The sequence below is a fragment of the Halomicrobium sp. IBSBa genome (assembly GCF_017612575.1).
GTDB lineage: Archaea > Halobacteriota > Halobacteria > Halobacteriales > Haloarculaceae > Halomicrobium.
In genome coordinates, this window is sequence record NZ_JADPQC010000001.1 from 930297 (window position 1) to 954123 (window position 23827).

20 protein-coding genes are annotated in these 23827 nt (G+C 68.1%); 9 read left to right on the forward strand and 11 right to left on the reverse strand.

Annotated elements, in window-relative coordinates:
• Nucleotides 1-3 precede the first annotated feature (3 nt).
• The 4 genes from IL252_RS04765 to IL252_RS04780 are packed head-to-tail and all read right to left on the reverse strand — an operon-like array spanning nucleotide 4 to nucleotide 4175.
• The gene (locus IL252_RS04765) at nucleotides 4-810 is read right to left on the reverse strand and encodes a hypothetical protein (protein WP_170092448.1); all 807 of its coding nucleotides are present in this window, start codon (nucleotides 808-810) and stop codon (nucleotides 4-6) included.
• A gap of 49 nt (nucleotides 811-859) precedes the next feature.
• Nucleotides 860-1369: a hypothetical protein gene (locus IL252_RS04770; RefSeq protein ID WP_208627062.1), complete on the reverse strand. Its 510-nt coding sequence runs from the start codon at nucleotides 1367-1369 to the stop codon at nucleotides 860-862.
• Nucleotides 1366-3291, reverse strand: a complete 1926-nt coding sequence (locus tag IL252_RS04775; protein WP_208627064.1) for a DUF58 domain-containing protein — start codon at nucleotides 3289-3291, stop codon at nucleotides 1366-1368. The genes IL252_RS04770 and IL252_RS04775 overlap by 4 nt, the downstream gene beginning before the upstream one ends.
• A complete protein-coding gene (locus tag IL252_RS04780; RefSeq protein ID WP_208627066.1) occupies nucleotides 3288-4175 on the reverse strand; it encodes a DUF4129 domain-containing protein in 888 nt (295 codons plus the stop codon). Before IL252_RS04780 ends, IL252_RS04775 begins: the two co-directional genes overlap by 4 nt.
• Nucleotides 4176-4457: 282 nt before the next feature.
• Between IL252_RS04780 and IL252_RS04785 the strand changes: the two genes are divergently transcribed.
• Nucleotides 4458-5876 carry a sodium-dependent transporter gene (locus IL252_RS04785; protein ID WP_208627068.1) on the forward strand — a complete coding sequence of 473 codons (1419 nt, stop codon included), beginning with the start codon at nucleotides 4458-4460 and terminating at the stop codon, nucleotides 5874-5876.
• Between the two features lie 12 nt (nucleotides 5877-5888).
• On the opposite strand, the gene IL252_RS04790 is transcribed toward IL252_RS04785, so the two are convergent.
• The 6 genes from IL252_RS04790 to IL252_RS04815 form a co-directional block, all read right to left on the reverse strand.
• Entirely contained in the window at nucleotides 5889-6677 is a 789-nt protein-coding gene (locus tag IL252_RS04790) for an inositol monophosphatase family protein (protein WP_208627070.1), read from the reverse strand.
• Nucleotides 6674-8188, reverse strand: a complete 1515-nt coding sequence (locus tag IL252_RS04795; protein WP_208627071.1) for an ABC transporter ATP-binding protein — start codon at nucleotides 8186-8188, stop codon at nucleotides 6674-6676. Before IL252_RS04795 ends, IL252_RS04790 begins: the two co-directional genes overlap by 4 nt.
• Entirely contained in the window at nucleotides 8185-9171 is a 987-nt protein-coding gene (locus IL252_RS04800; protein WP_208627073.1) for an ABC transporter ATP-binding protein, read from the reverse strand. Before IL252_RS04800 ends, IL252_RS04795 begins: the two co-directional genes overlap by 4 nt.
• A complete protein-coding gene (locus IL252_RS04805) occupies nucleotides 9168-10652 on the reverse strand; it encodes an ABC transporter permease (protein ID WP_208627075.1) in 1485 nt (494 codons plus the stop codon). Before IL252_RS04805 ends, IL252_RS04800 begins: the two co-directional genes overlap by 4 nt.
• 1 nt (nucleotide 10653) lies before the next feature.
• Nucleotides 10654-11673, reverse strand: a complete 1020-nt coding sequence (locus IL252_RS04810) for an ABC transporter permease (protein ID WP_012807646.1) — start codon at nucleotides 11671-11673, stop codon at nucleotides 10654-10656.
• A 78-nt stretch (nucleotides 11674-11751) separates the two neighbouring features.
• Nucleotides 11752-13674 carry an ABC transporter substrate-binding protein gene (locus tag IL252_RS04815; RefSeq protein ID WP_208627077.1) on the reverse strand — a complete coding sequence of 641 codons (1923 nt, stop codon included), beginning with the start codon at nucleotides 13672-13674 and terminating at the stop codon, nucleotides 11752-11754.
• A 151-nt stretch (nucleotides 13675-13825) separates the two neighbouring features.
• Here IL252_RS04815 and IL252_RS04820 point away from each other — a divergent pair, with 151 nt between their 5' ends.
• Nucleotides 13826-14290, forward strand: coding sequence for a hypothetical protein (locus IL252_RS04820; RefSeq protein ID WP_208627079.1), 465 nt, complete (start codon nucleotides 13826-13828; stop codon nucleotides 14288-14290).
• Nucleotides 14287-15225, forward strand: a complete 939-nt coding sequence (locus IL252_RS04825; protein ID WP_208627080.1) for a metallophosphoesterase — start codon at nucleotides 14287-14289, stop codon at nucleotides 15223-15225. Before IL252_RS04820 ends, IL252_RS04825 begins: the two co-directional genes overlap by 4 nt.
• A gap of 89 nt (nucleotides 15226-15314) precedes the next feature.
• On the opposite strand, the gene rdfA is transcribed toward IL252_RS04825, so the two are convergent.
• A complete protein-coding gene (gene rdfA, locus IL252_RS04830) occupies nucleotides 15315-15920 on the reverse strand; it encodes a rod-determining factor RdfA (protein ID WP_208627081.1) in 606 nt (201 codons plus the stop codon).
• 135 nt (nucleotides 15921-16055) lie between these two features.
• Here rdfA and dgoD (IL252_RS04835) point away from each other — a divergent pair, with 135 nt between their 5' ends.
• From dgoD (IL252_RS04835) to IL252_RS04860, 6 genes are all read left to right on the forward strand, one after another.
• The gene (dgoD, locus tag IL252_RS04835) at nucleotides 16056-17189 is read left to right on the forward strand and encodes a galactonate dehydratase (RefSeq protein WP_208627082.1); all 1134 of its coding nucleotides are present in this window, start codon (nucleotides 16056-16058) and stop codon (nucleotides 17187-17189) included.
• Between the two features lie 61 nt (nucleotides 17190-17250).
• On the forward strand, nucleotides 17251-17946 hold the full coding sequence (locus tag IL252_RS04840; protein ID WP_208627083.1) for an IclR family transcriptional regulator: 696 nt from the start codon (nucleotides 17251-17253) through the stop codon (nucleotides 17944-17946).
• Between the two features lie 706 nt (nucleotides 17947-18652).
• Nucleotides 18653-19807, forward strand: coding sequence for a galactonate dehydratase (gene dgoD / locus IL252_RS04845; RefSeq protein WP_208627084.1), 1155 nt, complete (start codon nucleotides 18653-18655; stop codon nucleotides 19805-19807).
• 49 nt (nucleotides 19808-19856) lie between these two features.
• On the forward strand, nucleotides 19857-20663 hold the full coding sequence (locus tag IL252_RS04850; protein WP_208627085.1) for an SDR family NAD(P)-dependent oxidoreductase: 807 nt from the start codon (nucleotides 19857-19859) through the stop codon (nucleotides 20661-20663).
• 308 nt (nucleotides 20664-20971) lie between these two features.
• Nucleotides 20972-21940 carry a bifunctional oligoribonuclease/PAP phosphatase NrnA gene (locus tag IL252_RS04855; RefSeq protein ID WP_208627086.1) on the forward strand — a complete coding sequence of 323 codons (969 nt, stop codon included), beginning with the start codon at nucleotides 20972-20974 and terminating at the stop codon, nucleotides 21938-21940.
• 159 nt (nucleotides 21941-22099) lie between these two features.
• A complete protein-coding gene (locus IL252_RS04860) occupies nucleotides 22100-23755 on the forward strand; it encodes a long-chain fatty acid--CoA ligase (RefSeq protein WP_208627087.1) in 1656 nt (551 codons plus the stop codon).
• Nucleotides 23756-23827 lie beyond the last annotated feature (72 nt).

Consider the following 23827-nt stretch of genomic DNA (forward strand, 5'->3'; position numbering starts at 1 on the left):
AACTCACTTTCGTCGCCCAATTGCGTCCCCGAGTGTCGCCAGGAGATCGTCGGGGTCGGCCAGGTCGTCGATCGCACAGCGGATCGGGAACGGCCACGGCAGCGAGCGCCGAATCGAGAGCGCGTCCGTACCGTGTTCGACTGACGACAACTGTCCGGCCGGGACGAACTGGTACACGACCGTGCCGCTGGCTCGGATCAGCAGGCCCTCGTCGAACAGCTGGTAGGTTCGGCTTCGGCCGTAGAAGATCGACTGGCCGATCAACATGCCGCCGATGCCAGGCCGAACACCTACGAACGGCGTATGAACGAACACCATCGAAGCGATGGCGATGATCCCCCCGACGAGGGTCGCGATCCTGACGCGCCGGCAGTACCGCTCGTCCGGCCGTGAACGCCACTCGGCGATCGGCGAGTCGGTCCCGGTCAGCAGAGCGGCGTACCGATTCGTTGTCGCCACGTAGATGACCGCACTCGCTACAAGCACTGCAATCAGACCCAGCAAGAGTCCGTCGTCTGGTGACCCGCCGAGATCGAGCGGTGGAAAGAAGAACGGCGCAAGCACGAGGACGGCAAGCGGCACGACGAGCACGCCGAGGTGGACACGAGCCCGGACGAGCGTAGCCGGGAGCGAAGGAACACGCAGCGCCAACACCGCGGCTGCGATGCCACAGAGGAGTGCAATCGAGAGCGGGATCAGAGCGACTACTGCGGTGCGGAAAAACGCGACAGCGGGCACACCGACGAGCACCGCCGTCGCAGTGCCGACGGCGACGGCGAACGATCGCCTGGAGGGGCGGAGAAACGACATACTTTCACACACGCCAGAGCGAGTCAAATCCCTTGTGGAACGAGAACACTCACCCGCCCCCTCGCGCCGCCAGCGCACCGGCCAGACACAGCGCCGCGACGAGCAGGAAGACGGGGGCCGTCAGGGGTTGGGTCCCGAGACCGAGCTGGTAGATCGACCAGCCGACGGCCGCGGCGAGACCACCGACGAGGGCCGTCCCGGCGGCGTGGACGAGTTCGAGCCGGACCGTCGTGGCCGACCGACCGAGCTGTGCCCCCAGGTCGATCGCCGTCCCGGCGCTGTCCCAGGCCACCACCGTCGCGACGGCACCGACGAGCAGCGCCGTCACCGGTGCGCCCTGGACGCCGGCTGCGAGGACGCCGACGAACAGCGCCGCGGCCCCGGTCGAGACGGCGGCGTGTCGTGCGAGGGCGACGCCCGCGAGGAAGAGCGCGACGCCGACGGTGCCGACGGCGAGCGCGATCCAGGAGGTGGCTCCAGCGGCCGCGAGCGCGACGAGGGCGGCAAGCACCGCGAGCGCGCTGCTGGTCCGGGTCGGCGAGCGATCGATCCCGGTCATTCCGACCACCCCGTCCGGGCCAGCGCCACCGGCAGCGACTGCTCCCACGGCCAGTCGACGACGGGGATCCCGGCGGCCCGGAGGTCGGCGATCCGGAAGCGCCGCGCCACCGTCGCGAGCTGGCCGGCCCCGGAGGCCGTCGTCGTCGGGTCCGGGCTGACGACGGTCACGAGGTGGCCCCCGGCGTCGAGCTGGCGGGCGACGGTGGCGACGGCGGGCGAGCACAGCGGCGAGAGGAGGACGACCTGTGCGTCGCCGGGCAGTTGGCTCCGCAGGGAGGCCAGCCAGCCGAACGGCAAGACGCTCTCGGGCGTCTCGCCGGGGGCGAGCGCGGGGTGGGTCGCGAGCAGCTCCCGGGCCCGGACGCGGTGGGCGTCGCCCGCACCCGGCCCGAGCCAGCAGTCGCGAGCCCCGAGCGCGGCGATGCCGACGCGGTTGCCGTCGTCGAGCAACGTCGTGAACAGCCGGCTCACGGCGTCGACGGATCGCTGGACGGCGGTCTGGCCCCGCTGTGAGGGACCGACCGCGGCGGCCTCGTCGCGGTCGATCACCAGCACCACCGTCGCGGCTCGCTCCTCGCGGAACTCCAGGGTCGCGAGGTCGCCGGTCCTGGCGTGGCGGTTCCAGTCGATCCGCGACAGCGGGTCCCCCGAGCGGTACGCGCGCGTGGCGAAGAACTCGACGCCCTCGCCGCCGGTGGCGGTCTCGACGCGCCCGGTGTGGCGAGTGGGCTGGCGGCGCAGCGGGACCGGTTCGTCGATCGGCCGGAGCGGCGGGACGCAGGTGATTTCGGTCGCCGTCTCGGACTCGACGGCCTGCTCGCGCTCGACGCTGCCCGGCAACGTTCGGACGAGGACCTGTGCGGGGCCGAATTCGTGGCGGCCCCGCTGTGTGGCCACCTCGTAGGTGATCGTCGCACTGGCCCCCGGCCACAGCGCCGTCCCGAGCCGCGGGGACCCCTCGACCACGGAGAGGGCGGGCGGAACGCCGTCGACGAGTCGCAGATCCCACACCGGCCCCTCGCCCTCGTTGGTGACGGTCAGCGTGACGGTGACGGCCTCGTCGGGCTCCGGGTCGGCGGGCTCGACGGTGCGCTCGATCGAGATCGTCGGCGCGGAGAGCGTCCGCTTGCGAGCGGCGGCCGCGTAGGCGATCCCGACGACGGCGACGAGGACGACGCCCGCTCGTTCGGCCAGTACGCCGACGCCGAGGGCTGCCAGCGCGGCCGCGCTGATCCCGCGCCAGTGTCCCGTCGAGCGTGTCGTCGGCGTCGGATCCGCGACGGCGCTGGCCCGGTCGAGGCCCGCGTCCCGGCCGTCCAGCGAGCCGACGATCCGGTCCAGTCCCGGGCGGGTGGAGCCGTCGCGGTCGTCGGTGTCGACGCCGGCCGTCTCGGCGATCGCACGGGCGGTGCGCTCGATCCCCTGCCAGTACGGTGACGTACCGCCCAGGCGCGTGCGGAGTCGGTCGGTGAGCGGAGGGCGCGAGCGTTCGTCTGCGAGGAACCCCGCGGCGACGGGATCGTCGGTCCAGGTGCCCCGCTCGATCGCCTCGCGGGCCGTCGCTTCGCTGTCGCCCCGGTAGCGCGTCAGTACCTCGGTGGCCACGCGCCGGAGTTGCTTCCGGCGGCGGTCGGCCGTCCCGTAGCGCGTGGGGTCGAACGCCGCCAGCACGGCGTCTAGCTCCTCGCCCGGCGAGGGAACTGCGGGCACTGCCTCCGGCATCGCGGTCTCGGCGCGCCGTCTGGGGGCGTGGCGTCGCCCCTGCACGACGCGAAGCGCCGCGGCGACCGCCAGCAGACCGATCACGACGACGGCGTAGCGCTGGATGCCGAGCCCGAACGCACCCGGCGCGACGAGCGCCCCGACGCCGACCGCGAAGGCCACGAGCCCGACGGCCGCGAGGAGACGACCGCGGCTCACGGCTCGCCCTCCGCGTACCGGGACTCGATCCGGCGCAGCAGTTCGATCGCCCGCCGCTCGTCGTCCCCGTCGATCTCGTAGTCGTCGTACCGCGCCCGCTCGAAGAGGTCGGTCAGGGCCGCCACGTCGTCGGCGCTCAGCCCCGACTCGACGGCGGTGCGCTCGAACTCGCGGGCCGTCGTCGTCTCCGGGTCGGCCACGTCGAGGCGGGCCGTCATCTCGCGGAAGGCCCGGTAGACCTCGTTGTCCACCGCGGCCGTCTCCTCGATGCGGTCCGCCGCTCGACCGGCGGCCCGCCCGACCGCGACGGCCGTGCTCGTCTCGTCGTCGTCCGGGTCGGTCCGGTCGTCGGTCGAACCGTCGGCCGGTCGTCGGTTCGCGGCGACGGCGATCCCGACCACCGCGACGGCGATCACCACCACGAGTGCGATCGACAGCACCGACGGCTCCGTCGCCGTGCCGCCACCGCCGCCCGCACCCACGCTGACGTTGTCGGTGCCGGGGACGCTGCCGCTGGACGGCTTCGGGATGGGGTCGAAGGGGACGCCCTGTAGCAGGGCAGCCAGTACCAGCGAGAGAACGAGGACCGGGACGGCGACCCGGAAGAGCGCGGGCCAGTGCCGATACAGCCCCCAGAGAGCGACCAGCGCGAACAGGACGGCGAGGAGCGCGACCAGTTCCGCGAGCAGGGGCACGTCGAGCAACTGTGGGAGGGGCCCGGTCGAGCGTGCGGGAATACCGCCACCCTCGCCGACCCCTGCCCCGCCCGCCCCGTCACCGCGGGGCGCTCGCTGGCGGGCCGTGGGGAGGGTCCGAGCGGTCAGTGCGACTGCGACGACCGCAAGCAGCCCCAGGGCGGCGTCTCGGAGTCGGTCGCGTAACACAGTGGGTGAAAGTACGCAGAGTGGTATAAAACATCACGGCGACCAGCGCACGGGCGGCCACGGCGTCGCCGTCGGGGATGTCGTACTGCCGGCTGTCACTTCGTGAAGAGCTTCGCCACCACGGGGTGGCGAAATCGGTCACAGATGTACAGCCGGCAGTATCAGGACCGAGCATCTGTTCGCTCGCTCTGGACATCCCAGGTACGTCGGCGACGGCCTCTCGGCCGGGCACGCGCCGAACCAACACCGCTTTACTTCCCCGATAGACAGATCTGTACACGAATGGCTACACGTGACTCGTGGGTATCGAACGTCGGATTCGTGCTCGCCTCCGTCGGCAGTGCGGCCGGGCTGGGGAACCTCTGGCGGTTCCCGTGGCTGACGGCCGGCAACGGCGGGAGCGCCTTTCTCCTCGTCTACCTGCTGATCGTCGTCGGCGTCGGCGTCCCGGGACTGCTCGCCGAGTTCGTCCTCGGTCGACTGGGCCGACAGACGCCCGTCGGGGCGCTGCGCTCGCTGACCGACTCGCGCTGGGGGTCCGTGCTCGGGGGGTTCAACGTCCTCACGACGCTCGTGATCCTCTCCTTTTACTCGGTCGTCGGCGGGTGGATCCTCCGCTATCTGCTGGTGTCGCCGACGGGAGCGTACTTCGACCAGCCCCAGCAGTACTTCGGCGCGGTCAACTACGGCCTCGAAGCGGTCGCGTTTCACCTGCTGTTCCTGGGGATCGTCGCCGGCATCGTCTTCTTCGGCGTGAGCCGGGGCATCGAACGCGTCTCGAAGGTGATGCTCCCCGGCGTCGTCCTGTTGCTCGTCGGCCTCGCCGCGTGGACGGCGACACAGCCCGGCACCGCCGACGGCTACGCCTTCTACCTCGGGTTCGACGCCGACTACCTGGCGGCGAACTTCCTGCGCGTGCTCGGGCCGGCGGCGGGACAGGCGCTGTTTACCCTCTCGCTCGGTGCCGGGGTGATGCTGACCTACGCCTCGTATCTGGACGAGGACGCGTCGCTGCCGCGTGACACGCTCGTCATCGCGATCTCGAACACGCTCATCGGCGTCCTCGCGGGCCTGGTCGTCATCCCGCTACTGTTCTCGCAGGGGATCGACCCCGGACAGGGAGGGCCGGGTGCGCTGTTCGTCGCGCTCGCGCGAGCGTTCGCGTCGCTGCCCGGTGGCGCACTCGTCGCGACTGCCTTCTTCGCGGCCGTGCTGATGGCCGCCGTGACGAGCGCGATCAGCCTCCTGGAGACGCCGGTGGCGACGCTCGTCGACACCGTCGGCGTCCCCCGACGCCGGGCAACGGCGCTGATCTCGGCGCTGCTCGCGGCCACCGGCAGCGGGCTGGCACTTGCCAGTTCGATCTTCGAGTTCGTCTCGGGAACGGTCGCGGACCTGCTGTTGACGGTCGGTCTGTTCGCCTTTCTGGCGATCGTCGCCTGGCTCCTGGGCGACGAGGCGCTGGCGGAGTTTCGCGCCGGAGCCGGTCGGTTCGACTCGCTGGCGGTGCCGTGGCTGCTGACGGTCAGCTGGGTGTTGCCGGTCGTCGTCCTCTTCTCGCTGACGAACACGCTCGCGACGCTCGCGGGCGTGTCGATCGGGTTCGGCGGCCGAGCGGTCGTCGCCGTCATCGGTACCGTCGGCTGTCGACTGGCGTTCGGACTGGGAAACACCGATAGAACGAGTACCGTCGAGGGGTAGGCCCCGAAGGCGCTACCTCGCGTCGATCGATCGGGCGGCGTCGAGGACCGCGTCGTGGAGCGGGCCGTTGGACGCGACGAGCCCGCGTGCGTCGTGCGTCCAGCGCTCGCCGTCGAGATCAGTGACCCGACCGCCGGCCTCGCGGACGAGGTGGACGCCGGCGATCGTGTCCCAGGGGTTGGTCTCGACGTTCGTGATCACGCCGTCGAGTTCGCCGGCCGCGAGCCGGCCGAGGGCGGCCTGTGCCGAGCCCGGCCGCTTCAGGTCACCGAACCGCTCGACGATGGCCCGCGTCGCGCGGGCGTACTCGTCGCGGCGATCCATCGGCCACCAGATCGTCGGACAGACGATGGCTCGCTCGGGGTCGGTCCGGTCGCTCGTCGTGACCCGTGTCCCGTTCAGTGCGACGCCGCCGTCGACGGTCCGGTAGGTGTCGTCCATCGCCGGGAGGACGTTGGCCGCGGCGACTGGTTCGCCGTCCGCGACGAGACAGACGCTCGTCGTGAAACAGCGCCCGCCGCGGACGTAGTTGTGGGTCCCGTCGATCGGATCGACGACCCACGCGCGGCCGGTCTCGGGGACGGACTTCGCTGCCGCCGCCTCTTCGCCGACGAGTGTCGCGTCGGGGTCCGCGTCGTCGACGACCGCCGCGACGGCCGCCTGTGCCTCGCGGTCGGCGCGGGTCACCACGTCGGTCTTGCCCGACTTCGTCTCGACGGCGAGGTCGCGGCGAAAGAGGTCGTGTGCGCGCTCGGCACCCGCCCGTGCGGCCCGGAGCGCGAGAGCGTCCGGATCGCTCACGACTCTTCCTCCTGGCGGGCACGGATCGTCTCGGCGACGCCGTCGTACTCAGCCTCCTGACGGAGACACTGGCTCGTCCGATCCTCGCCGCCGTCGTAGGGTTCGGGGTGTTCGCTGTCACACCGCGACCCGAAGGCTTCTCGGAGCCGTTCGGCCGCCGCGTCGTCGTCGCCGCCGGCAGCCAGCTCTACCGCCGCGTCGACGGTCGACTGGGCCGCCGGCGGGAGATCGTGGTCCGCCAGCAGGTCGGAGACGGTCTCCCGGAGGTCCTGACCGGCCACGTCGAGTCCGATCAGCCGCTTGATCGTCTCGGCCGCGGAAGCCTCGGCCCGGGCTCGCGTCCGGAAGACGACGCGGAGCTCGTCCAGCGCGCGCCAGGTCCGCTCGGGCAGGTCGTAGTCGTCGGGCCGGATCTTCGCCGGACACCGCGTCGCGAACGGACAGCCAGCGGGCGGGTCCCGCGGGTTCGGTGGCGAACCGCGCAGCGTGATTCGCTCGCCCGACCAGGGGGAGCCACTCCCCGGGATGGCAGACAGCAGCGAGACGGTGTAGGGATGGTGAGGATCGGAGTAGACCGACTCCGTGGGCCCCAGTTCGACGACGTTGCCGAGGTACATCACCGCGACGCGGTCGGCGATGTGGCGCACGACCGAGAGGTCGTGGGCGATAAAGAGGTAGGTCAGCCCCATCTCGTCTTGCAGGTCTTCGAGGAGGTTGATGATCCGGGCCTGGACGGACACGTCCAGTGCCGAGACCGGTTCGTCGAGGACGACGAACTCGGGTTCGAGCGCGAGCGCGCGAGCGATGCCGATGCGCTGGCGCTGGCCCCCGGAGAACTGGTGGGGGTACCGGTAGAAGTGCTGCTCCGAGAGCCCGACCCGGTCGAGGAGGTCGAAGGCCCGATCCCGCCTGATCTCCGCGCGGGACTTCTCGACGGTGACGTCGACCGTCGGTGCGTCGCCGCTCCGGTCGACAGCGGCGCTGACCGCGTCGGCCGACAGCGGCAGTTCGTCCCGAACCGTCACGTCGCCGTCGAGGCCGATCGTGAGATCGACCGTCTCGTCGGGCTCTGCCGGTCTGACGCCGCTGCCCCGAACCGTCGCGTCGCCGTCGACGGCGGCGGTCAGGACCGGCCAGTCGTGTGCCTTCAGGGGTTCCTGGACGATCTCGCCGATCGTCATTCGGTCGTTGAGGCTCTCCTCGGGGTCCTGAAACACCATGCCGACGCGGCGCTGCCAGTCGCGGGCCTGCGCTGCGTCGAACTCGGTCACGTCCAGTCCGTCGGCTTCGACGACGCCCTCGGTCGCGTCCGCGAGCCCGATGATCGTCCGTCCGAGCGTCGTCTTGCCGCTGCCGGACTCGCCGACGAGTCCGACCGTCTCGCCTTCGCGAATGTCGAGGTCGACGCCGTCGACGGCTCTGACGGGCGGTTTCGCGCCGACGATGCTGTCGTCGTGGTAGTAAGTCTTCAGCGACTGGACGGAGACGACGGGGTCTTCGCGGGCCGTCACTGTGGCTCACCCCCGTCGCTGCGGGCCGGCTCGTGGAGGAGACACGCTGCCGACCGTTCCCCGTCGAGCGAGACGTGCTCGGGGGCCACAGAGCGACAGTCCTCGAAGGCCTTGGGACACCGCGGCGCGAACCGGCAGTCGGTCGCCGGTCCCGTCGGCGTCGGGACCTCTCCCTCGATGGTGGGGAGGCGCTCGTCCGGGTCCGTCCGCCCCGGAATGCTCTCCAGGAGCGCCCGCGTGTAGGGGTGGGCGGGCTGGTCGAACAGCGCCTCGGTGGGCGCACGCTCGACGACCTCGCCCGCGTAGATGACGTTGACCCAGTCGGTCGCGTCCTCGATGACGCCCATGTCGTGGGTGATAAAGAGGATCGCGAGGTCCTGCTCTGCCTGCAGCTCCGCGAGCAGGTCCAGAATCTGAGCCTGGATCGTCACGTCCAGTGCCGTCGTCGGCTCGTCGCAGACGAGCAGGTCCGGATCACAGGCCAGCGCCATCGCGATGACGGCCCGCTGGGCCATCCCGCCAGAGAGCTGGTGGGGGTACTCGTCAACGCGTCGCGGTGCGTCCGGAATCCCCACGTCCTCCAGCAACTCGATCGCGCGCTCCGTAGCCGCCCGGCCGCGAAGGCCCTGGTGGATGCGCAGGGCCTCCTCGATCTGGTTGCCGATCGTGTAGACGGGGTTCAGCGAGTTGGTCGGGTCCTGGAACACGATCGCGATGTCGCCGCGGTGGTCCGCCCAGTTGTTCTCCGTGAGATCCTCGCCGCGGTACAGGATCTCGCCGCCCTCGATCCGGCCGGGTTCGTCGACGAGCCCGAGGATCGACCGGGCAGTGACGGACTTGCCCGACCCCGACTCGCCGACGAGGCCGACCGTCTGGCCCTCGTGGATGTCGAAGTTCACGCCGTCGACGGCGTGGATCTGCTCGCGCTCGGTGTGGAACACGACTTCGAGGTCCCGCACCGACAGCAGTGGCTCGTCGCTCACGCGCCACCACCTCTGCCGGCGGCGGCCCCGTCGTCGGCGTCCGATCCGGCAGCGTCCGAACGGGGGTCGATAGCGTCACGGATCCCGTCGCCCAGCGCGTTGAAGCCGGTGACCACCAGCGTGATGAGCAGGCCCGGAATCAGCGAGATGTGCCACGAGCCGGTATCGACGTACTCCTGGCCGAGGTTGACCGCGCGACCCCACTCTGGAGTCGGCGGAGAGACGCCCAGTCCGAGGAAGGAGAGCCCGGCAATGGCGATGATCGCCCCGCCCAGCGTCATCGACCCGTAGATCAGCAGGTAGCCAGTGATGTAGGGCAACATGTGCTGGCGCATGATCGTGCGGGGGCGCTGTCCGAAGCTCTTTGCCGCGTCGATCCACTGTCGTTCCGAGACCTGTAGTGCGGGTCCGCGCAGCGAGCGCCACATGTACGTCCAGCCCGTGAAAGCGAAGATCAGGGCCAGTAAGAAGGCACCGCTGTACAGCCCCGCGACCCAGGTGTCTTTGAGCACCGTCGTGAGCATGATCAACAACAGCAACTGTGGCATCGCCATCACCCCGTCGGAGACGAGCACCATTCCGAGGTCGACACGGCCCTTGTAGTACGCGCCGATCAGTGCCAGCGACGTGGCGACGCCGACGCTGAGCCCGACCGACAGCAGGCCGATCACCAGCGAGATGCGCGACCCGACGGCGATGAAGGTAAAGAGGTCCCGCCCGGTCGGGAGCGTCCCGAACGGGTGGAACCGTCCGAAGTCGTCGTACTCCATCGGTCCGACGCGTTCCTCGCCGTCGCCCCGAGACTGGGACGCGAGGTTGGCCTCGCCGACGAGGATCGTCTCGACGGAGTCGGTCTCGGCGTCCCAGTAGGTGAGTTCGTTGTCGTAGGAGTTGCGCATGTTCTTGTCGACGGTCGTCGGTCCGAGAGCGGGAGCGAACACCGCCATGACGACGAACATGAACACGACCGCCAGGCCGAACAGCCCCCAGCCGTGGTTGCGGAACCGATCGATCACGTCGTCTCGCGGCGTCCAGTCGGCCGCCCGGTACTCCCGGCGGTAGAGCCGATAGCCAAGCACCGCCCAGCCCGCGACCGCGAGCGCGTAGAGGTAGACCAGGGCGACGCGAATCCCCCAGGCGACCTCGGGCCGGAGTCCGAGGAACGTCCCGACCCACCGCTGGCCGTTCCAGTACCCCTCGTTGGGGACGGTCTCGCGGGACAGCAGCGTCGGGAACTGGCGAGCCGCAGCCTCGATCCCCTCGACGAAGCCGGTGCCGGGGAGGGACGCAGCCGCTAGCGCGTCACTCAGGATCGCCACGAGGAACGTCGCGAGCGCGCCGACTTCGAGCGCGAGCAGTCCAGCGCCAAGACCGACCCAGACGAGCGTCGGCGACTCGGTCGGCAGGATCGTCGAGGCCGTCTCAGGCGTGGCCTCTGCCGTGTCGTCGGCGTCCGAAGACGGCCCGTGTGCGCCGGCCATCTCAGGCACCCTCCAGTCCGACCCGCGGATCGATCACCGTGTACAGTACGTCCTGCAGGAGATTGACGCCGACGATCAACAGGATGAACACGTACATCAGCGTCCCGACCAGCGGGAGGTCACCCTGTGTCGCCGCGTTGAAGAAGAGGAGCCCGATCCCGTTGATGCTGAAGACGGTCTCGACGAGGACGCTGCCGCCGATCAGCAGGAACGCCTCGCTGGTGATGATCGGGACCAGCGGAATCAGCGCGTTCCGGAAGATGTGCTTCCAGACCAGCGCCCGTTCCGAGACGCCCTTTGCTCTCGCGAGATCGACGTAGTCCTCGTTTCGCACCTCGAGCACGGCCGTGCGGCCGATCCGCATCTCGTTGCCCATCGAGGCCGAGCCGAGGACGATCGCCGCCGGGAGCACCTTCTTCGTCGCCGCGAGGAAGCCCTCGACGGTGTGGAGCCGCGAGAGGTCGGGGCTGCCGGTCAGGGCGTCGAGTTCGATCCACAGCGACTGCCAGTCGAAGCCGAAGATCGCCTGTGAACTGCCGAGCACGGCCAGCAGCATGATCCCGAGCCAGAAGTTCGGCATGGCGCGCCAGACGATCCCGCCCATCGAGGCGACGTAGTCAGACGCCGTGTTCGATCGCATCCCCGCGTAGAAGCCCAGTGGAACGCCGATACACACCGCGATCAGGACCGACCAGAACCCCAGCCACAGCGTTCGGGGCAGGAAATCGAGAATCAGGGCGTTCACGTCCGAGCCCTGGTACAACAGCCACGTCTGCCCCAGATCGAACGTCAGCAGACTCCCCATCCAGTCGAAGTAGTGCTGGAGCGGGGGCTGGTCGAGCCCGAGCTGGGTCCGTGCGGCCTCGTAGGCCGCCGGGTTCTGTGTCTGGCCCTCACTGAGCAGTCGCGTCGCGGGATCGATCGGTCCCAGATAGATGATCGCCCACGTCATCGTCGTCCCGAGCCAGACGACCGGGACCGACAGTGCCACCCGTTTGGCGATGTATCGGAGTCGGCTCACCGTCGCTCACCCCGGCTGCGGTGCCCCACCGCCCGAACGAAACCATATCCTCGAAGATACATATGTGAGAGCAGTCGGTTACTCGCCTTTCGTGACCTGATCGAACGTCTGGTTGCCCATGACGCCGTGCATCTCGACGTCGACGTAGTCCTGCCAGAACCGCTGTGCGACGGGGTTGACCGTCGGGAGTTCCTGGACAGAGGCCCAGTTCATCTCCTCGACGATCTGGAAGGCCTCGTTGCGGGACTGCTGGGTCGAGTCGTCGGGCTGGTACTTGTTCTCCCAGGCGTCCATCGCGGTCTGGCGGTACTCCTCGGTGTAGAAGCCGCCCTCGGCACCCCAGCGGGTGAACTGCGAACCGGGGTTGTTCCCCCAGAGGAATCGCAGGAAGTTCTGTGGGCCGGGGTACTCCATCCCGTCGCCGAGGCCGAACACTTCCATGTCGCCGTTGATCGCGCGGCTGATGATCGTCCCGAACTGGGACTCCTCGATGCTCATGTCGATGTAGGCCGACCGGAGCTTCGACTGGAGACGGGTGAACACGGAGCCGTAGGCGCTGTCGCCCGCGATCGTCGTCGCGGTGATCTCGTAGCGGTCGTTCTCGCCGTAGCCCGCCTCCTCCATCACCGACCGGGCCTCGTCCAGTAGCGTCTCGCCGTAGCCGTACGGGTAGCCGTCGGCCCCGAACTCGGTGACCGACTGATAGCCGTTCTCGGCGTGGCGGTCGTACGTCTCGGCGCTGCCGACGCCGTCCTCGAACGTCGGATACGCCGCCGGTGGCGTCATGTGGTAGGCCGGCTGACCCGTGCCCTTGTAGACGTTCTTTGCGATCTCGTCTTGGTTCATCGCGTACGCGAACGCGCGTCGGACCGGGAGCGGGACCTCCAGACAGTTGAACACGATGTACTCGGTCCGGAGCGCCGGGATCTCGCCGTAGTTGACCGTCGTGCCGTCGTCGAAGGTGTAGGTCCCGACCGACTGGCTCCCGCTGGTCTCCTCGATGGAGACGCTGTTGGGGTTGAACGCGGCGGTCGAGATGTCCTCTTGCATGAGGTCGGCGTTGCCGTTCTGGAAGCGGCTAAAGCGCGTGTTGGCGCTCTCGACGACGGTGATCGTGACGCCGTCGAGTTCCGGACCCTCGCCGTAGTAGTCGTCGAAGGCCGTCAGCTGGAGCGCGTCGCCCTTGTTCCACTCGTCGACTTCGAACGGACCGAGGCCGGCGTAGGCGGGACCGTCCCCCGCCGTACTGAAGAACTCGTTGTACTCGTACTCGCCGTCGTACCCTTCGACGTCGCCGACCGAGCCGGCGGGGAGGATCGCGAACGTGCCTCCGGCGATCTGTGAGAGGGTGTACTGGAACGGCGAGGCGAGCGTGAACTCGAAGGTGTAGTCGTCGACGGCTTCGACCGCGAGCGAACCGGGGACGTAGTCGGTCAGGCTCTCCTCGTCCGCGGGCTCGGACCGGGACGCGTCCTTCTCGTGGTCGATCGTCATCGTCTCGCCGATGATGTCGTCGCGGTTCCGAGAGTTCTCGGAGCCGGCCAGGCGACGGAACGAGTAGACCACGTCTTCGGCGGTGAGTTCGGTCCCGTCGTGGAAGGAGACGCCCTGTTTGAGCTGGAAGGTGTAGGTCAGCCCGTCGTCGGACATCGAGTAGTCCTCGATGACCGCCCCTTCCGGCGGGTACTCTCCGTTCGGGAAGTCCATCAGGGAGCTGCCGTACTGGTTGAATCCGACGCCCGACCCCTTGGCGTTGATCGGGTCGAGTGTCTGGACTGGCCCCGGAGACATCATCTGGAGCGTGTTGCTCACCGACGACGTGCTGTCGTCGGAAGCGTCGGAGGACTCGGTGGACTCGTCGCCGCCGTCGTCCGTGCTGTCGGTCGGTTCGTCCGTCGCGGTGGACTCTTCGGACGGGCCACTGGAACAACCCGCGAGCGCTGTGGCTGCACCGGCACCAGCAACCGTCAGAAAGCCTCGCCGCGTCGTATCCTCAGGCATCACGTCCATCTGTTTAACCCGTAGGTAACTGTGTTGCTATTATCAACCTATATTTCCTTATAGATTTCCATTGATAGCCAGATTCTATATAGAGTTACCAAAGTAACCAGTAGTGGAAACGTACTTGTACAGTCACGGGAAACGAGAACCGATGTCGGAGAACGCCAACGAGTGGGGTCGAACCCTCGAGACCGCCACAGAGATGGCCGAGGAGCTCCGGTCCGAGGGGTGGTCCGTCGAGACCGTCCGCGCGGCCCACGTCGCACCGGAGCCGCCGTCACACGGTGAGACCGATCGGTTCGGGTTCGTCTACCTGGCACAGGGCGAGGTCGCCGACGACGTGCGCGCGGCCGTCGCCGAGGGCGAGTTCGACGGCTACGAACTGTTCACACACCGGGACGGCTCGGACCTGTACGCGGTCACGCGACTGACCGACCGGGACCGCGATCTGGCGGTGTTGCTGGTCGGCGCGATCGACCTCACGACGGCCGGTGAGCTGGCCACCGTGGCGCGGGACCACGGCGAGATGTACTCCCACGTCCAGCTGGTCGACGGCACCCACCTGGCGACGTTCCGCCACGACGACGCCGACCCCTTCTTCCCGGAGGACGTATGACCACGTTCGACGACGCCGGGCCGGTCGTGGCCCGACTGGACGAGCCACGCGGGGACCACACGCGCTTCGCTGTGCTGGCCGACCCGCACGTCTCGACGCGCGAGGAGGGTACGTCGAAGCTGTTCGAACACACGCTCGATCACCTGGAAGCGGCCGTCGCGGACATCGGCCGCCGCGACGTCGACGCCGTCCTCTCGCCGGGCGACCTGACGAAAGACGGCGAGCCCTGGAACTACGACGCCGTGGATCGGGCACTGTCCGAACTGGACGTGCCCTTCTATGCCGTCCCCGGCAACCACGACGTACCGAAGACCAGAGACGAACACGACCCCCTCTCCGTCGACGGATTCGCCGACCGCTACGGCCCCGGCGAACTCCCCTACCACGTCGAGGTGGGCAGCCTGGACGTGATCGGGCTCAACACTGCCGGCACGGCAGATCGCCTGTACGAGAGCCACGAGGGACGGGTCACCGAGGCGACGCTGGACTGGCTCGGCGAGACCCTGGCCGAGGCGGAGACGCCGGTGGTCCTCCTCCACCACAACCTCCCGTCGGTGAGCGACCAGATCGACGCCCACCGGGAGATCGAGTCCGAGATGGTCGAGATCCCGGCGATGGTCGACGCGGACCCGCTGGCCGAGACACTCGCCGACGGCGGCGCACAGCTCTTGCTCAGCGGCCACTACCACCTGCCCGCGACCGGCGAGTACCGCGGGCTCCGAGAGATCGCCGCGCCGACGACCTGCTCGTTCCCGCAGTCGTATCTCCTCTGTGAGACGACGCCGGCCGGGACGACGATCCGCCTCGTCCCGATCACCGACGTGGTCGGACTGGAAACCGCACACGCCCGCCGGACCGACGACTCCGCGACCGCGAAGGGCCTGACCGCGATTGCCGCCGCTCGGCTGGCCTCGTTCCCGCTGGTCACGGAGTGACTGTCGGCTCATACTGCCGACTGTAACTTCGTGAAGGTCTTCGCCACCCCGGGGTGGCGAAATCATTCACAGATTTACAGCCGGTCGTATCAGGTCTCCGGCTCGTCCTGGCAGTCACAGCCGCCGTTCGCGAGCAGTTCGTCGGCGCTGTACTGGGTCCCACAGTCCTGGCAGAACACCTGTACGTCGACGAAGACGCTGAAGTTCCCGATCGTGATGCGGTCGGTGTTGTGGAGGCTTTCGAGGTTGTTGCGGACGACGGCCTGAGTCCGGCTGACCAGTCGCCTGATCGACTCCGCGGTCTTCTCGATCTGTGAGCTGTCGGAGCGCTCCTCGCTGGGCTTGGAGACGCCCCGTTCGTCGGTGAGGTAGGTGTAGACGCTCTGGTGAGAGACGAACGACGTGCGGAGCGATTCGAGGTCGATACCCCGCTGTTCGAGGCGCGTCTCTACCTCCGCTCGCGTCCCGGTCCCAACGTCGTCGTCGGTGAGGAGTTCGTAGGTGTTCTCGATCTCGCCGTCGACGTAGGCTTCGTCGGCCCGGTCGTGGGCAGCCGCCAGCAGCCGCTGATTGAACCAGTCTGCCAGCTCCCGGAGGCTGTACTGTTCGTCACCGGTCCCCAGCCAGTACTCTTCGAGTTGCTGGCCGACGCCGTCGAGTTCCCACTCGTCGATCAGCCTGGCGACTTTGCTCACCGCGTCTCCCCCCGAACTGTGACAGCGTGCATACGCGCATCTACCGAGAGAGTGCCACATGAACGTTCGCTTCCGCGAGGTCGACGCGTCCCGCCCGTCGACAACCCTTAACACGGCCGGCCGTCGATGAGGGACATGACCCAGATCGTCGACTACGAACTGTTCGAGGTGCCGCCGCGCTGGCTGTTCCTGAAGCTCGAAACGGACGACGGGACGGCGGGCTGGGGCGAACCCATCCTCGAAGGACGCGCCGCGACCGTCCGGACGGCCGTCGAGGAGCTACTGGAGGGGTACCTGCTGGGCGAGGACCCGTCACGGATCGAAGACCACTGGCAGACGATGTATCGCGGCGGCTTCTATCGGGGCGGTCCCGTGCTCATGTCGGCGATCGCCGGGATCGACCAGGCGCTGTGGGACATCGAGGGCAAGCGAACGGATCAGTCGGTCGCCGACCTGCTGGGCGGTCCCACGCGCGAGCACGTCCCGGTCTACAAGAAGCTCGTCCCGGAGCGCGTCGACAGGATTCCAGAGCTGGCGACCGACGCCGTCGATGCGGGCTACGAGACGCTCAAGCTGCTGACGACCTACCAGACCGCACCGCTGGAGTCGGGTGCCGACATCGACGCGATCTGTGAGCACATGTCGCTCGCTCGCGACGCGGTCGGACGGGCGGTCGACATCGGGATCGACCTCCACGGCCACATCTCGGCGAGCATGGCCCCGCGGGTGTGTGCCCGGCTCGCGGCGGACGACCCCGCGTTCGTCGAGGAGCCCGTCCGACCCGAGCACCTGCGGACGCTGGATCAGTCGGCCACGCACGACATTCCGGTGGCGTTCGGCGAACGGCTCTACTCGCGCTGGGAGTTCCGCCCGCACCTCGAAGCGGGGCGGGTCGACATCGTCCAGCCCGACGTCAGTCACGCGGGCGGGATCACCGAGATCGCGAAGATCGCGTCGATGGCCGAGACCTACGGGGCGCAGGTGATGCCGAGTTGCTCGGTCGGGCCGATCGCCTCCGCGGCCAGCACGCAGCTCAGCCACCACCTCCCGAACGCCGTCACGCAGCCCGACCTGGGCGAGCACTACGTCGACGCCTACGTCGACAACGCCGACGAACTGCGCAGCGAGAACGGGCGAGTCACCCTCCCAGATCGGCCCGGCCTCGGCGTCGACGTGAACGAGGCGGGCGTCCGGGACCACGCCGGCACGGGAAGCGACTGGCGACCGCCAGTCCGGCGGTACGAGGACGGGAGTTTCGTCGAGTGGTGAGCGCTCGCCCGCGGCAGACACTGACAGTGGACTTATCCTCGCGCCAGCCCAGCGAGACCGTATGACAGATGGCGACCGCATCGCGGCGACGAAGACGGCCTTCGAACTGCTGGACGTGGTCTACGAGTCCGGCGGCGCTTCGGCCGCGGAGCTGATAGACGCGACCGGGCTCTCTCGGGGCGGCGTCTACAAACACCTGCGCACGCTCGTGGAGGTCGGCGCGCTGGCGAATCGCGACGGCGTCTACGAGCTGGGGCCGACGGTCGCCGAGTACGGAGTGGCGGCGAGCGCTTCCCACGCGGTCCTCGACCAGACCGACGCGGTCGATCGGCTGGCCCGCAGCATCGACGCCCCGGCGAACCTCTGGGTGAGCGACGGCGAGGAGTGTCACTGTCGATACACGGCGAACGCGGACCGCGCTGCGTCTCCCAGAGCCGTGGGCGACAGCGAAAGACTCGTCGAGAGCCCGCCCGGGAAAGTGATGCTCGCTCGACTCCCGACGCGGCGGCGCACGGAGCTGGTCGGCACCCACAACGAGACGCTACTCTCACAGCTGGAGACGGCCAGAGAGCGTCAGTTCCTGGAGGAACGACTCCTGTCGGCTCCCGACTGGGTCTCGATCGCGGCCCCGGTGCTCGCGCCGGGAGACGACGCTCCGGCGGCGATCGAGACCGTCTTCCCGTCCGAGCGGGCCGACCGGATCGACGTGACGACGCTCGGTGAGTCGCTCGTGGAGACGGCAACGGAGATGCAGTAGGTTGTCCCGACGGAGTCTCTCGGTATTCTCGCTATTCTGTCAGTAGCGTCGAACGCAACTATATATGAGATATCTCGGCCGCACGAGGCAGTGGCACGGAGTGTGTCGGCGGCTGTCGTCGACCCGCCCGGCATCGAGGCACCGATTCGCTCGATCTAACTCCAGTTTACTGCTACGGTTCCCCTGCATCGATCGAGTGAGGGAGCCGACGAACGATAGCAGCGGCGGCGTCGGCTCGACGACGGTCGTCCCCGATAAAACGGTCTGTAGCGGCGTCTCGTGGACAGTTGCACGGCTCTCGGTCGGTGACCTCGACAGAGACCAGACGCAACGTCGAAAGTCGATGCTCTGCCCTGAATTGACAGAAGTACTCTGAAGCGAACATAGAACGCTTACTGATCTGTATTTCTTCATAGTTTTTCGTTCTCGAATGGCAGTGTCACAGCGGTCGACGTTCGAACCGCCGACGACCGTCCATCTGCGGTCGAGACGGACGATCACGGCGGGCAGCGTCGTACACAGATGGTGTACTGTAGCCACGCGCTATTACAGCATTATGGCTGTAAAGCAGAGCAGAGAGTCCACAGTGAGTGTACGTCCGATGGCGACGCCGGTCCGAGAGTCGCCACCGCGAACACGCGCCTCCCGGATCGGCCAGCCCCCGAAACGACTAAACGAGCCGAAACCACACGTCAGAGCGAACACGATGAGCGAGATTACCGACTACGAGCTGTTCGAAGTGCCGCCGCGGTGGCTGTTCCTCCGAATCGAGACCAGCGACGGCCTCGTCGGCTGGGGCGAACCAGTCGTCGAGGGCCGGGCGAAGACCGTCCGCACCGCCGTCGAGGAACTGATGGACAACTATCTGCTGGGCGAGGACCCGTCACGGATCGAGGACCACTGGCAGACGATGTACCGCGGCGGCTTCTACCGCGGGGGCCCCGTGCTCATGTCGGCGATCGCCGGGGTCGACCAGGCGCTGTGGGACATCAAGGGCAAGCGCTTCGGCGCGCCAGTCCACGAACTCATGGGCGGGAAGGCCCGCGACCGCATCCGCGTCTACCAGTGGATCGGCGGGGACCGTCCCTCCGACGTGGCCGAGCAGGCCCGCGAGCAGGTCGAAGCGGGCTTCACGGCGCTGAAGATGAACGCCACCGAGGAGATCGAGCGCGTCGACGACCCCGCCACCATCCAGGCCGCCGTCGACCGACTCCGGCAGGTCAGAGAAGCCGTCGGCGACGAGGTCGACATCGGCGTCGACTTCCACGGCCGCGTCACGAAACCGATGGCCAAGCGCCTGGTCGAAGCGCTCGAACCCCACGAACCCATGTTCGTCGAGGAGCCCGTGCTGCCCGAACACAACGACGCCCTCCCCGAGATCGCTCAGCACACGACGACGCCCATCGCTACGGGCGAGCGGATGTTCTCCCGGTGGGACTTCAAGCAGGTCTTCGAGAACGGCACCGTCGACGTGATTCAGCCAGACCTCTCTCATGCCGGGGGGATCACCGAGGTCAAGAAGATCGCGGCGATGGCCGAGGCCTACGACGTGGCGATGGCTCCCCACTGCCCGCTCGGGCCGCTCGCGCTGGCCTCCTGTCTCCAGGTCGACGCCACCGCCGCCAACGCCTTCATCCAGGAGCAGAGCCTCGACATCCACTACAACGAGACCAGCGACGTGCTCGACTATCTCGCCGATCCCGCGGTCTTCGACTACGACGACGGTTACGTCGAGATCCCCGACGACCCCGGTCTGGGCGTCGAGATCGACGAGGAGTACGTCCGCGAGCAGGCCGAACTCGACCACGACTGGCACAACCCCGTCTGGCGGCACGACGACGGCAGCGTCGCCGAGTGGTAGCGCGACCGGAACGGAGAATACTTACCGAGTGGCCAAGCACGTCCACTCGATGCCAGCAGACCCGACAGCCAACGCCGTCCCGAACAGACACGCAGACAGCGTCGCCGTCGTCACCGGTTCGACCCGCGGTATCGGCGCTGGCGTCGCCCGCCGCTTCGCCGCCGAAGGGGCCTCCGTCGTCGTCACCGGTCGCTCCGTCGAGCCCGGCGAGCAGGTCGTCGCCGAGATCGAGGCCGACGGTGGCGAGGCGACCTTCCTGCAGGCGGACATGCGCGATCCCGCCGAGATTCAGGCGCTGATCGAACACACCGTCGAGGAGTACGGCCGCGTCGACACGCTGGTCAACAACGCGGGCGTCCAGACCGAGACCACCGCCAGCGAGGCAACGCTTGACGACTGGGCGTTCGTCGTCGAGACCGACTTCCGCTCGTTCTGGCTCTGTGCGAAGGCCGCCGTCGAGCACATGCCCGAGGGCGGCACCGTCCTCAATATGTCCTCGAACCACGCCCGACTGACGATGCCCGGCCTCTTCCCGTACAACGCCGTCAAGGCCGGCATCGACGGGATGACCCGCGCGATGGCGCTGGAACTCGGCCCCGAGGGGATCACGGTCAACACGATCAACCCCGGCTGGATCGAGATCGAACGGACCAGCGAGGAACTGGGCGACGATTACGAGTACACCGAGGAGATCCACCCCGTCGGCCGGCTCGGAACGCCCGCCGACGTGGCCGGCCTCGCCGCCTTCCTCGCCAGCGACGACGCGACGTTCGTCACCGGCGAGAGTATCCTCGTCGACGGCGGCCGCTCGCAGGTGATGCAAGACGACGTGTACCTCGACTACCGTCGAGAGTGATCGATCTGCCACAGTCGCCGATAGCAGCGAGTGTGTGCCGGCGTCGTATGGCTAGGTGTGCCCATGTCGACATATATGGACCGATTTAAGGCTTTTCTGCCAATACTAGGCCGATAACTGTCCACAAGATCCAGATATTCTGATCGTAATGTCTATTCTAACCCCAGGTGAAGAGTGGTAGTTCCCAAAAACCGCCACCTGTTGTCGAAAAGGACCGGCATGGAAGAAGGTCGCAGCAGACGGCAGCGCGTGCGGTCGATCGACACACCGCCCAAGCGCATTTGTGTCGCGATCGAGACAGCGACGGTATGGCAGATCACACAGCCGTCGCCGGCACACTCGAAGGGCAGGATTCGTGTCTGCTGGTGGTCCACGCCCAGGCCGACCTCGACACGGTCGGTGCCGCCGTCGGACTCGCACGCACGCTCGACAGCGAAACGCGGATCGTCGCGCCGGACGGCCTCAAGCAGCGAGCCCGGCAGCTGGTCGAGGCCCTCGACGAGACCGTTCACACTCCCGACGCGGTCGGCGACGCCGACTGTCTGGTCGTCCTCGACGCACCGTCGAGCGACCGCATCGAGCCGGTATGGGGAGCGGTGACGCCGGAACCCCTCGTCGTGATCGACCACCACGAACCCGACGACCTCGTCGAGGCGTCGACGGTCGCCGCCGTCGATACGACCGCCGGTGCGACGGCCGCGCTGGTCGCCGACGTGATCGACGCGCTGGATGCCACAGCGGGCTCGAAAGCACGGATCGCGCTGGCAGCGGGGCTGTTCGACGACACGGGCGGGCTCGCGGATGCCTCGCCCGAGGAGATCAGTCGCTTCGGCGACCTCCTGGCCGACAACGACCGCGTCGACGTGCTCTCGGCGCTGCTCGAACACGAGCGGTCGTTCGGCCAGCGAGTCGCCGCGAGCAAGGCGGTCGTTCGGGCGACGGGCTACCGTGCCGACCGGACGCTGGTCCTGACGACGACGATCAGCAGCCAGCAGAGTGTCGCCGCACAGGCGCTTCGGGCGACCGGAGCCGAGATCGCGCTCGTGTTCTCCGAGCGAGACGATCAGGTCTGGATCGTCGGCCGCGCCGAGTCCGGGAGCATCAACCTTCCCGAGGACCTGTTCGAGCCACTGGCCGCGGCGTTCGGCGGCGACGGCGGCGGCCACGCGGGTGCCGGCGTGGCGAAACTCGAAACGACGGCACTGGACACCGTCCGTGAGGAGACGGTCGCTCAGCTGGAAGCGACGCTCGGGACGGAGCTGTCGGCGCTCTCGTAGTGCATCTAACACACGACGGCAGGCCGTGGTCCGACGAGCGACGGGTGTCCTGCCTCACGCCGTCGGCTGTTGGAACACACGTTGTCTCTTCGGGGAGGCGACATCAGAGATCGGTCGAACGGGCGCACATTTATCATTATTTACCACGATGGTAGTCGTATGCCAGGCGGCAGCGATATGACCCTGCATCAGTTCCTGTGGCGCGCGGAAAACGTCTTCGGCGATCAGGAGATCGTCTCTCGGACCCACGAAGGAATCCACCGCTACACCTTCGCGGACTACGGCGACCGCGTGCGAAAGCTCGCGAGCGTCCTCGACCGGCGTGGCTACGGCGAGGGCGACCGGATCGCCACCTTCGCGTGGAACAACCACTGGCACCACGAGCTGTACTTCGGCGTGCCCTGTCAGGGCGCACAGTTGCACATGATCAACATCCTCCTGCCGGACGCACACGTCCAGCACCTCGTCGACGACGCCGAGGACGCGGTGCTGGTCGTCGACCCGACGATGCTCGACGCCCTCGAAGCGGCCTACGACGAGGAGGCCTTCGACAGCGTCGAGCTGTTCGTCGTCATGGGCGACACCGTCCCCGAGACCGACCTGGAGCCGGTCACCGACTACGAGTCGTTCATCGCCGACGGCGACCCCGACTACGAGTTCCCCGACGTGAGCGAGGATCAGCCGGCCGGGATGTGCTACACCTCCGGAACGACGGGGATGCCAAAGGGCGTCGAGTACACCCACAAGATGTACTGGGGGCACACGATGGGACTGCTCACCGGCGAGTTGGGCCTCACCGCTCGCGACACCGCGATGACCGTGGTGCCGATGTTCCACGTCTCGGGGTGGGGCCGTCCGTTCGCGACGCTCGCCGCCGGTGCCAAGCAGGTCCTCCCCGGCCCGAACCCGGAGCCCGAAGACCTCGCCCACCTCGTCGAGTCCGAGGGCGTGACCCAGAGCGCGGCAGTTCCGACCGTGTGGCGCGGGCTGCTCCAGCACGCCTCGGAGGCGGACCCGGACCTCGATTCCCTGGAGTACGTCCTCTCGGGTGGGTCGGCGACGCCCAAGGGCCTCATCGAACGCTACCGCGAGGATCTGGGCATCGAGCTGGTCTCGGGCTACGGGATGACCGAGACGACGCCGATCACGCACCTCGCCGAGACGATTCCCAGCAACGTCGACGCGGACGGCGACGAGCGGACGGCGACGCGTGCCCACGCGGGGCTACCGCTGCCCGGGGTCCAGCTGAAAGTCGTCGACGAGGACGGCGAGGAGGTGCCGTGGGACGGCGAATCGCTCGGTGAACTCCTGATGAAGGGGCCGTGGGTCACCACCGAGTACTTCAACGCCCCCGACAAGACCGAGCGGTCGATCACCGAGGACGGCTGGCTCAAGACCGGCGACATCGCACGGGTCACCGAGAACGGGTACACCGACGTGGTCGACCGCCTCGACGACCTCGTCAAGAGCGGCGGGGAGTGGATCTCCAGCGTCGAGCTGGAGAACCGCCTGATGGGTCACGAAGCGGTCGCGGAGGCGGCAGTGATCCCCGTCGAACATCCCACCTGGGACGAGCGCCCCGCCGCGTTCGTCGTCGTCGAGGACGACGCCACGGCCGACGACGACCTGCTCGAGGCGCTTCGCTCGTTCGTCGCCGAGGAGTACCCCTCGTGGTGGGTGCCAGACACCATCGAGTTCATTCCGGCGGTGCCGAAAGGAGCGACGGGGAAGTTCTCGAAGATCGACCTGGAAGATCAGTACGTCGACGACGAACTCCGGGCGCGAGTCCGCGAGCAGGCCCCCGGACAGCGGTAGCCACACCGCCGTCACGACTTGCCAGCAATATAATTCTGTGCCGTATCTACAAATTTAAGTACTATCTCGTCC